Source organism: Mesorhizobium sp. Cs1321R2N1, from assembly GCF_037179725.1.
Classification (GTDB): Bacteria; Pseudomonadota; Alphaproteobacteria; order Rhizobiales; family Rhizobiaceae; genus Mesorhizobium; species Mesorhizobium salmacidum.
In genome coordinates this window covers 1-9182 of record NZ_JAPYKP010000183.1, presented here as the reverse complement: position 1 = coordinate 9182, position 9182 = coordinate 1, and the positions used below count along the sequence as shown (strand labels likewise).

The 9182-nt window shown below is 66.9% G+C and carries 11 protein-coding genes and 1 pseudogene; 1 reads left to right on the top strand and 11 read right to left on the bottom strand.

Translation table 11 applies throughout. The features are described 5' to 3' along the window. The 7 genes from O7A61_RS28930 to cbiE form a co-directional block, all read right to left on the bottom strand. A partial coding sequence (locus tag O7A61_RS28930) for a nicotinate-nucleotide--dimethylbenzimidazole phosphoribosyltransferase (RefSeq protein WP_337132669.1) occupies positions 1 to 652 on the bottom strand: 652 nt, incomplete at its 3' end. A 38-nt stretch (positions 653 to 690) separates the two neighbouring features. After that, positions 691 to 1467 carry an adenosylcobinamide-GDP ribazoletransferase gene (gene cobS / locus O7A61_RS28925; RefSeq protein WP_337132668.1) on the bottom strand — a complete coding sequence of 259 codons (777 nt, stop codon included), beginning with the start codon at positions 1465 to 1467 and terminating at the stop codon, positions 691 to 693. A gap of 3 nt (positions 1468 to 1470) precedes the next feature. Continuing rightward, complete coding sequence (locus O7A61_RS28920; protein WP_337132667.1) at positions 1471 to 2784, bottom strand: cobyrinate a,c-diamide synthase; 1314 nt, start codon at positions 2782 to 2784, stop codon at positions 1471 to 1473. Next, positions 2781 to 3599, bottom strand: a complete 819-nt coding sequence (gene cobA / locus O7A61_RS28915) for a uroporphyrinogen-III C-methyltransferase (protein WP_337132665.1) — start codon at positions 3597 to 3599, stop codon at positions 2781 to 2783. The genes O7A61_RS28920 and cobA overlap by 4 nt, the downstream gene beginning before the upstream one ends. Continuing rightward, a complete protein-coding gene (gene cobM, locus O7A61_RS28910) occupies positions 3596 to 4360 on the bottom strand; it encodes a precorrin-4 C(11)-methyltransferase (protein ID WP_337132664.1) in 765 nt (254 codons plus the stop codon). Before cobM ends, cobA begins: the two co-directional genes overlap by 4 nt. After that, entirely contained in the window at positions 4357 to 4743 is a 387-nt protein-coding gene (locus tag O7A61_RS28905; protein WP_027145307.1) for a cobalamin biosynthesis protein, read from the bottom strand. Before O7A61_RS28905 ends, cobM begins: the two co-directional genes overlap by 4 nt. Then, positions 4740 to 5981 carry a precorrin-6y C5,15-methyltransferase (decarboxylating) subunit CbiE gene (gene cbiE / locus O7A61_RS28900; RefSeq protein WP_337132663.1) on the bottom strand — a complete coding sequence of 414 codons (1242 nt, stop codon included), beginning with the start codon at positions 5979 to 5981 and terminating at the stop codon, positions 4740 to 4742. Before cbiE ends, O7A61_RS28905 begins: the two co-directional genes overlap by 4 nt. 1 nt (position 5982) lies before the next feature. On the opposite strand from cbiE, the gene O7A61_RS28895 reads away from it, so the two are divergent. Beyond that, positions 5983 to 6750 carry a cobalt-precorrin-6A reductase gene (locus O7A61_RS28895; RefSeq protein ID WP_337132662.1) on the top strand — a complete coding sequence of 256 codons (768 nt, stop codon included), beginning with the start codon at positions 5983 to 5985 and terminating at the stop codon, positions 6748 to 6750. Here O7A61_RS28895 and O7A61_RS28890 read toward each other — a convergent pair. The 4 genes and pseudogenes from O7A61_RS28890 to O7A61_RS28875 form a co-directional block, all read right to left on the bottom strand. Further along, positions 6714 to 7478: a precorrin-3B C(17)-methyltransferase gene (locus O7A61_RS28890; protein WP_337132661.1), complete on the bottom strand. Its 765-nt coding sequence runs from the start codon at positions 7476 to 7478 to the stop codon at positions 6714 to 6716. The two genes, O7A61_RS28895 and O7A61_RS28890, sit on opposite strands and share 37 nt — an antisense overlap. After that, the gene (locus tag O7A61_RS28885; protein WP_337132659.1) at positions 7475 to 8233 is read right to left on the bottom strand and encodes a precorrin-2 C(20)-methyltransferase; all 759 of its coding nucleotides are present in this window, start codon (positions 8231 to 8233) and stop codon (positions 7475 to 7477) included. The genes O7A61_RS28890 and O7A61_RS28885 overlap by 4 nt, the downstream gene beginning before the upstream one ends. Then, entirely contained in the window at positions 8230 to 8862 is a 633-nt protein-coding gene (locus O7A61_RS28880) for a precorrin-8X methylmutase (protein WP_337132658.1), read from the bottom strand. The genes O7A61_RS28885 and O7A61_RS28880 overlap by 4 nt, the downstream gene beginning before the upstream one ends. A gap of 2 nt (positions 8863 to 8864) precedes the next feature. Further along, positions 8865 to 9182, bottom strand: a pseudogene (locus O7A61_RS28875) (precorrin-3B synthase); the annotation flags it as partial.

The following is a 9182-nucleotide window of genomic DNA, read 5'->3' as shown; positions in this document are numbered from 1 at the left end:
GATCGGCAAGGGCAGCGGCGTGGCGCTTCAGGCCGGCTTCGATGGCGACCACCTTGCGCTTCAGTCCGGCATCGTCGACGCCGGTGCCGCGCCCGGTCCATTTTTCGGCACCCCCGCCGAAAAGCGCCGCCGAAATGGCGGCGGCCGGCGTGGTGTTGCCGATGCCCATTTCGCCAAAACAGACGAGGTCCAGATCTTTCGTCACCGCGTCGTAACCGGCCGAGACCGCGGTGAGGAAGGGTTTCTCATCCATTGCGGGCACTTGGGTGAAATCGCCGGTTGGATGATCGAGGTCGAGGGGGATGACGTCGAGCTCGGCGCCGGCGATGCGGGCGAGCTGGTTGATGGCAGCACCCCCGCCAGCGAAATTCGCCACCATTTGCACGGTGACTTCCGAAGGATAGGCCGACACGCCTTGCGCGGTGACTCCGTGGTTGCCGGCGAAGACGAAGACTTTCACGCGGTCGAGCTTCGGCATGTCACGGCCCTGCCAGCGCGCCAGCCAGGCGGTGATCGTTTCCAGCCGGCCGAGACTGCCTTGCGGTTTGGTGAGCGTGTCCTGGCGGCTGGCAACGGCATTGGCTGCGGCCTCGCTGCCGGCGGGCAGGTCGAGACAGGCGGCGCGCAGTTCATCGAGGGATTTGAGGGGCATGGGGGCAAGGTCTCCGGAAGGGAATCAGACAAAAGGGATCAGGAAAGAGCTACGGAAGCGACGAGAAGCACCGCGATCTCGCTCAATTGCTGCAAGGCGCCAACCGTGTCGCCGGTCTGGCCATTGATCTGGTTGAGGCAAAGGGCGTGAAAGGCAGCAAACAGCAGGCCGAGCAGGATGAGCGCGGCGATGGCGCCGCCGGCGCCAAGCAGGAGCAGCGGAATCGCGCCAAGCACGGCGCCGGCTATCGCCATTTCGAGTGAGACGGTGCCGGCGTCTGCCGAGAGGCCGTCGGATCGCGCTGGCGGCAAAAGATGCATAAAGGCGCCGAGCACGCCACGCGAAGCGGCATGCGCAGCCACCAGAGCAAAGAGGGCTTGCGTGGGATCGGTGAGTTCCGAAAGCGTGCTCCAGCGGATCAGCAGCGATAGCGCCAGCGCCATGGCACCATAGGCGCCGATGCGGCTGTCGCGCATGATCTCGAGCTTGCGTCCGCGCGACTTGCCGCCACCGAAGCCATCGGCGACGTCGGACAGCCCATCCTCATGCAGGCAGCCTGTGGTGAGCACGGTTGCAACGAGGGCGAGGGCGGCCGACGGTCCTGTGGCAAGGCCAAACCGTTCCGCCGTGGCAAAGACGATGGCGCCGATCAAGCCGACGACAAGGCCGGCAATGGGGGCGGCCCAGATCGCGGCGGCGAGGCTGCGGCCACGAAAATCGAAGACGGGCAGCGGCAGGCGGGTGACGAAGACCAGGCAAAGGGCGATGTCATCGAGGACTTGCCGAGGCGACAGTGTGATTCTTGGGCGCCTCATGGTCTAGACCCGTGCAATGGCGTGGAAGAAGGTGCCACTGACATGGCCACGCCGGTAGCCGGAAGCGCCGAGCGGATTGCCCTGGCCGTCGGCGAGGTCGGCCAGCGGCTTATCATTGCCGGTGGCCATCATCTGCGCATAGTGGAATTCGTGACCTCGGATCAGCGCGCCTTGCGGCCCCAGCGGACAGTCGGCGCGCAGCCGTGCTTCACGGTAGCCGAGATTCATCTTGCGCCTGGCGAAGCTGGTGGAATGGCCGAGCAGGCCGAGCATGCGATGCGTTTCGCCGCCGGCATCCTCCAGCGCTTCACCAAGCACCATGAAGCCACCGCACTCACCGTGGATCGGCTTCTTCTCGGCGAAACGCGCCATTCCCACATGGAAATTCGTGGCGGCGGCCAGCTTGCCGGCGTGAAGCTCTGGATAGCCGCCGGGCAGCCAGCAGACATCGCAATCCTCGTCCGGCGCTTCGTCGGCGAGCGGCGAGAACGGGACAATTTCCGCGCCTGCCTTGCGCCAACAGGCGGCGACATGCGGGTAGAGGAAGCTGAAGGCGGCATCCTCGGCCAGTGCGATGCGCTGGCCGGGCGGCCGCAGCGCGTCGGTGAAGTCGCCAATCGCCGGGGCGAGGGGTGTCGCCAGCGCCATGACCGCGTCGAGATCGAGCGACTTCTCCGCCATGTCGGCGAGCCGGTCGAGATGCGCCATCAGATCGTCATATTCGCCGGCCTGGACGAGGCCGAGATGGCGTTCGGGCAGGTTCAACGTGGGATCGCGCAAAATGGCGCCGACGACGGGCAGGCCGATCGCCTCGATGGCCTCGCCGGACAGCCGCCGGTGACGCTCGCTGCCCAGCCGGTTGAGCACGACACCCGCCATGCGCACATCCGGATCGTAAATGGCAAAACCCTTGGCGACGGCCGCCGCCGTGGTCGACTGGCCCGATACGTCGAGCACCAGCAGCACCGGCAGGCCGTAAAGCCGGGCCAGATCGGCGGCCGAACCGGTGCGCCCCGGCGAGGCCGGAATACCGTCGAACAGGCCCATGGCGCTTTCGAGGATGACGAAGTCGGCATCGTCGGCTGCCTGTGCGGCCAGCGCATTGAGCAGCGACGGCGACATCGCCCAGCTGTCGAGATTGACACCGGTCAGGCCGGTGGCGGCGGTGTGGAAGCCGGTGTCGATATAGGCCGGGCCGGATTTGGCGCCGCGCACCTTCAGGCCGCGCCGGGTGAGCGCGCGCAGAATGCCGATGGTGACGCTGGTCTTGCCCGAGCCGGAGCGCGGCGCGCCGATGATGATCGCGCGCGCCGTCATGCTTGCGCTGCCAGTGCCGCGCGCATCGCGACGATGCCGCCGACGACGATCAGTGCCGGTGAGGCGAGCCCGGCCGCCGCCGCTTCCTCGGCAATGGTGGCGAGCGTGGCGACGACGGTTCGCTCCTGCGGTGTCGTCGCGGCGACAATCACGGCCGCTGGCGTCGATGGCGTCAGTCCGCCGTCGAGCAGGGCGGCTGCTATCAGTGGCAGATTGGCCATGCCCATATAGACGACCACAGGCTGGCCGGTGCGGGCGATAGCCGCCCAGTCAATGTCGTCATCGGTGCCGGCGGCGTGACCGGTCGCCAGGATGATAGCCTTGTTGATGCCGCGCATGGTGGCCGGGATGCCGGTGGCGGCCAGCGCGCTGAGGCCAGATGTCAGGCCCGGCAGCACACGGAACGGGATGTTTTCGCGCGCCAGCGCCAGCGCCTCTTCGCCGCCACGGCCGAAAATATAGGGATCGCCGCCCTTCAGCCTGACGACGCAGCGGCCTTCACGCGCCAGCCGCACCAGCAAAGCGGTGATGTCGTCCTGCTTCATCGAGGGCTGGCCGCCGCGCTTGCCGGCAAAGAAAAGCTCGGCGTTACCGGCAACCGCGACGACATCAGGCGAAACCAGCGCGTCGTAGACCAGCGCATCCGCTTCGGCCAACGCCGCCAGCACTTCCAGGGTCAGGCAGCCAGGGTCACCGGGGCCGGCGCCGGCCAGCCAGACATGGCCCGGCTCAAGCGGGCGCGGCTTGAAGTTCAGCCGCGCGAGCGCCTGTTCGAGCGTGGCGTTTTCGCCTTTGTTTCTGGTGCTGCCGCTCACAATCCGTCCCGTCCGCGAAAACGCCGCTGATAATGGGCGTCGTATAATGAACTCTCGCCAAACCCTTCCGCCGCCAGCGAGCGGCCGACGAAGATGAGCGCCGTACGCTCCATCGGATCGGCGGCCAGCAGCGCCTCGATGGTCTCCAACGTGCCGTTCAGGACCCGCTCATCCGGCCAGGAGGCGCGGAAGACGATCGCGACCGGGCAATCGCCGCCATAGTGCGGCGTCAGTTCGGCGACGACGCGGTCGATGGCGTGGATGGCAAGATGAATGGCCAGCGTGGCGCCGGTGCGGCCGAAGCCGGCCAGCGTTTCGCCGGGCGGCATTTTCGACGCACGCCCTGGAACGCGGGTCAGCACCAGGCTTTGTGCGACTTCGGGAATGGTCAGCTCGCGGCGAAGTGCTGCCGCGGCGGCGGCGAAGGAAGGAACGCCCGGGGTCAGCGTGTAGGGGATGCCATGCTTTTCCAGCCGGCGGATCTGCTCGGCGACAGCGCTCCACACCGACAGGTCGCCGGAGTGCAGGCGGGCAACGTCATGGCCGGCCTTGTGGGCCGCCACATATTCAGCCTCGATCTCGTCCAGCGACATCGGCGCGGTGTCGATCAATTTTGTTCCCGGCGCGCAATGCTGCAGCAATTCCGGCGCGACGATGGAGCCGGCGTGGAGACAGACCGGGCAACTCGCCAAGAGCCTGGCACCGCGCAGCGTGATGAGGTCGGCCGCACCCGGCCCGGCGCCGATGAAATGGACGGTCATGGTGCGTCTCCGCTGATGGCGATGGCGCAGGTGACCGCGCCGAGCACGGTGCGTGGACCAAGCAGGCTGGCGCCTTTGCCGGCGACGGCAAGGGCGGAGGCTTCCGAGACCGATGGAGTGCCGGCCAGGTCCCGCGAGAGGCTTGAGTTGCTGAGTGTCCGCGGCGAGGCGGCCTGGAGAGCTGCGTTATCGACGATGATTACGGGAAGGTTCAGCTTGCGACCGGCGGCGGCGATCGCGTCTTCATCCTTCTTGAGCGCCGCGGTGGCCAATGCCGAAAGAGCCGTCATCGCTAATCCGTGTGCTTCCAGAGCGGTTTCTATCGCCGCGAGCACGTCTTCGACGGTTACGCCCTTTCGGCTGCCGATGCCCGCGACCATCATGGCTTTACCCAGCTCCATTGCGTGACAGGCATGGCCGGCCGCCATGCCTGCATGGAGCCGACCGGCGAAGCGCGGGAGATGCCAATGCGGGTGAGATCGCCGCCGCGCTTTGTGTGCTGGGCGAGAAGCAGGGCTTCCATTTCCAGCGTTACCGCGTTGGCGACAAGACGGCCGCCGGCGCGCAAGGCCTTGGTGGCGGCGGTCAAGACGCCGGCGTCGCTGCCACCGCCACCGATGAAGACGGCATCGGGCGTCTCCAGCCTGGCCAGTGCCTTGGGCGCGCTGCCTTCCACAATGATGAGGCCGGGAACGCCGCAGGCAACGGCGTTGTGGCCGATGCGGGCGGCGCGGACCGGATCGGCCTCGATGGCGATGGCGCGCATCGAAGGGTGGGCGAGCATCCATTCGATGCCAATGGAGCCTGAACCGGCGCCGACATCCCACAGCAATTCGCCGCGCCTCGGCGCCAGCGCCGACAGGGTGACGGCGCGGATTTCACGCTTGGTGATCTGGCCGTCATGCTCGAAAAGATGATCGGCAAGGCCTGATGTGAGCGGCAGGACGCGGGCTTGCGGAGCCGAATCAATTTCGATGGCCAGCACATTGAGTGGATTGATGTTTTCGAGGTCGAAGGCGTCGGCACGAACCGAACGCAATGTCTCCTTCGGCCCGCCAAGTGCTTCCAGGACCGTCACGCGCGAAGCGCCGAAGTCGAGTTCGGTGAGCAGGCGTCCAATTGCAGCTGGTGCATCGCCATCCGATGTCAGCGCCAGGATGCGCGCGTTGGGCTGCAGCAGCGGGCGAATCAGATCGATCGGCCGGCCATGCAGTGAGATGATCTCGATGTCCTGCAGCGCCCAGCCAAGACGGGCGGCTGCCAGCGAAATGGCTGACGGCGCTGGAATGACATACATCTCGCGCGGGTTGACCTTGCGGGCGAGGGTGGCGCCGACCCCGTGGAAGAACGGGTCGCCGGAGGCGAGCACGCAGACGTTTCCGCCGGCAAGCGCCAAGACCTCGGCCATTCCGGCATCGAACGGAACCGGCCAGGGTCGCTGCTTGCCCCTGGCAAAGGAAGCGACGAGCGCCAGGTGCCGCTTGCCACCGAAGATGAACTCCGCCTCGGCGATCCGCCGCTTGGCCTCGTCGCCGAGACCCGCTAAACCGTCCTCGCCAATGCCGACGATGGTGAGCCATCTTGAGTTGAGCTTGGCGCCGCGCGGACCCTCAGCAGGCATGATGACCCACCGCATTCTGATCCTTGGCGGTACCACCGAAGCCCGGCAACTGGCCGGAGAACTGGCGGCGCGCGCCGATTGCTCGGTCACGCTTTCCCTGGCCGGCCGCACGCAAAGCCCGGTCGCGCAGGGTGTGCCCGTGCGAAGCGGAGGATTCGGCGGCGTCGATGGTCTGGCTGCTTATCTCAGCGAAACAGGCACTGGTCTGCTGATCGACGCCACGCATCCCTACGCGGCGCGAATCTCGGCCAATGCGGCGATGGCCGCGCGCAAGAGCGGCGTGCCGATCCTCGCCCTGCGGCGCCCGGGGTGGGAGGCCGGCCAAGGCGACCGCTGGCTTGAGGTCGACAGCGTTGCCGAGGCCGCGCGGGCGCTTGGCGATGTGCCGCGCCGTGTGTTTCTGGCGCTGGGCCGCCAGGAGGTCGCCGCCTTCGAGGCAGCGCCCCAGCACCATTATCTCATCCGCAGCGTCGATCCGGTCGAGCCGAAGCTGGCGGTTGCCGATGCCGCGTACCTGTTGGCGCGCGGACCGTTTGGCGAGACCGACGAGCGGGTGCTGCTCGAAAAGCATCGCATCGATGTCGTGGTATCGAAGAACAGCGGCGGCGCGGCGACCTATGGCAAGATCGCCGCCGCGAGGGCGCTTGACATCGAGGTGGTCATGGTGCGCAGGCCCGATCTGCCGGACGTGCCTTCGGCTGAAACCGTCGAAGCGCTGGCCGCGATGGTGCGTCATTTTGTGGAGCCCGATGCCGAGCGCGGCGTGTAGACCAGCGCCGGCTTGCCGCCGCGCTTGATGATCCGGGTCTCCGGCGAGCCGATGATGATGCAGGTCGCCATGTCGGCCTTTTCTGCGTCGACATCGGCCAGCAGATAGACCTCGATGCGCTCGTCCGGACGGCCGGCGGCGCGGCCGAAGATCACCGGCGTCGTGCCGGGCAGGATGGCGGTCAGGCATTCGAAGGCGCGGCCAAGTTGCCAGGGACGCGCCTTGCTGATCGGGTTGTAGAGAGCGATGACGAAGCCGGCGCCGGCCGCCGCCAGCAGGCGCAACTCGATCAAATCCCAAGGCTTCAGATTGTCGGACAGGGAGATGGCACAAAAATCGTGGCCGAGCGGCGCGCCGATGCGGGCGGCGACCGCCAGCATGGCGGTGACGCCAGGCACGATGATGACATCAACCGCACGCCATTCGGCCGGACCGGCCTCGATCGCCTCACAGACCGCCGCGGCCATGGCGAACACGCCGGGATCGCCACCGGATACCAGGGCGACGTCGTGGCCCTCGGCGGCCTTGGTCAGGGCCTCCTTGGAGCGGGCGAGTTCCTCACGGTTGTCGGAAGCGACGCGGGTCTGGTCCGGGCGCAGGTCGAGCCGGTCGAGATAGGGCTTGTAGCCATAGAAGAATTTTGCCTCCGCGATAGCGCGGCTGGCTTGCGGCGTGACCTGGTCGGCATTGCCGGGCCCGAGGCCGATGACGGTGAGACGGCCGCTCATGCCTGCGCTCCAGCCACGCCGGGTCGACCGGACCAGCCGGCAACCAGCACGATGGCGAAATAGGGCGCCTTGTCGTCCGGTTTGTCGGCAAGCTTCATCGAGACGCTGCCGGCCATGGTGCCGCGCTCGACGTAGACGGCACGCGTCAGCTTGCCGGTCGCGTCCAGCGCGCGCCTGATCTTGGGCAGGTTGCGGCCGACCTTCATGATGACGGCGGCATCGGTGTCGGCCAGGCGGCGCGTCAGGTCGAATTCGCTCATCGTGCCAGGCAGCACGGTCAGCACGTCGTCGCCCTGGACGATCGGCACGCCGGTCTGCGACCAGCAGCCGGACATGGCGGTGATGCCGGGAATGACCTCGGTCGGGTAGCGATGGGCAAGGCGCACGTGCAGGTGCATGTAGGAGCCGTAGAACAGCGGGTCGCCTTCGGAGAGCACGGCAACCATCTTGCCGGCGTCGAGGTGCTCGGCGACCCTGTCGGCCGACTCCTCGTAGAAACCTGATATCTGTGAGCGGTAATCGTCGTGATCCTTGTCGATCTCGGTGGTCACTGGATAGAGCAGCGGCAGTTCCAGCATGTCGGGCCGGAAGCGCGCCTCGACGATGGCGCGCGCATTGCTGTTGTTGCCGCGTTTGGCGAAATAAGCCACGACATCGGCCTCGGCCAAGGTCCGTGCGGCCTTCAGCGTCAGCAATTCGGGGTCGCCGGGACCGGTGCCGACGCCGACGAGACGGCCTTTGGGGAGCGCGTTCACAGGCCCGGCCTCGCCAGTGAATTGAGCGCTGCGGCGGTCATGGCGCTGCCGCCAAGCCTGCCGCGCACGATGGCGTAGGGCACGCCATAGGAATTGTCGGCAAGCGCATCCTTGGATTCGGCAGCACCGACAAAACCGACCGGCATGCCGATAATGGCGGCTGGCTTAGGCGCGCCATCGCGCAGCTTTTCCAGCAGATAGAAGAGTGCGGTCGGCGCATTGCCGATGGCGACGACCGAACCGGCCATGCGCTCGCCCCAAAGGTCGATCGCGGCGGCCGAGCGGGTATTGCCGATCTCCCTGGCGATGTCGTGCGTGCGCTGGTCGCGCAAGGTGCAGATCACCTCATTGCCGGCCGGCAGCCGGGCACGGGTGACGCCATGCGAGACCATTTCCGCGTCGCAGAAGATCGGCGCGCCGGCGGCCAGAGCGGTGCGGGCGGCGGTGACGAAATCGGGGGAGAAAACGAAACGACTTGCTGCCTCGACCTGGCCGCAGGCATGGATCATGCGGATGGCGACATCGGCCTCGGCTTCGGAAAAGCGCGACAGATCAGCCTCGGCGCGAATAATGGCGAAGGAGCGCTCGTAAATCGCGGTGCCGTCGTGGATATAGTCGTAGGCGGCCATGCTCATTCCTGTTTGTAGGTCTCAGCGATGCCGGCCGGTCCCAGCCTTGTCAGGCAAGCGGCGGCGGTTTCGCCTTGAAATCGTGCGCTGCGGATCACCGCCGCGACGCGGCTGATGCCGCGCGCGGCGTCATAGCCCGGCCTGTAGCCGGCAGGAAGGGCCTTTGCCGTCGCGTTCACGACAAGTCCGGCTCCATTTTCACCGCCGACAATTGTTAGTGCTGCTGGGCCGGGATGTGCGCAGCCCTTGGCGCAGCCGGAAACGTGCAGTGTGAAGTCGAGGATGTCGGCGTTTTCAGCGGCGATCGCCTCGGCGATGTC

What these genes read in the sequence shown, in the direction of transcription:
- O7A61_RS28920 (WP_337132667.1), bottom strand. Translation starts at nt 2,784, where the DNA reads ATGACGGCGCGCGCGATCATCATCGGCGCGCCGCGCTCCGGCTCGGGC.
- O7A61_RS28895 (WP_337132662.1), top strand. Translation starts at nt 5,983, where the DNA reads ATGACCCACCGCATTCTGATCCTTGGCGGTACCACCGAAGCCCGGCAA.
- cobS (WP_337132668.1), bottom strand. Translation starts at nt 1,467, where the DNA reads ATGAGGCGCCCAAGAATCACACTGTCGCCTCGGCAAGTCCTCGATGAC.
- O7A61_RS28905 (WP_027145307.1), bottom strand. Translation starts at nt 4,743, where the DNA reads ATGATGGTCGCGGGCATCGGCAGCCGAAAGGGCGTAACCGTCGAAGAC.
- O7A61_RS28880 (WP_337132658.1), bottom strand. Translation starts at nt 8,862, where the DNA reads ATGGCCGCCTACGACTATATCCACGACGGCACCGCGATTTACGAGCGC.
- cbiE (WP_337132663.1), bottom strand. Translation starts at nt 5,981, where the DNA reads ATGCCTGCTGAGGGTCCGCGCGGCGCCAAGCTCAACTCAAGATGGCTC.
- O7A61_RS28890 (WP_337132661.1), bottom strand. Translation starts at nt 7,478, where the DNA reads ATGAGCGGCCGTCTCACCGTCATCGGCCTCGGGCCCGGCAATGCCGAC.
- cobM (WP_337132664.1), bottom strand. Translation starts at nt 4,360, where the DNA reads ATGACCGTCCATTTCATCGGCGCCGGGCCGGGTGCGGCCGACCTCATC.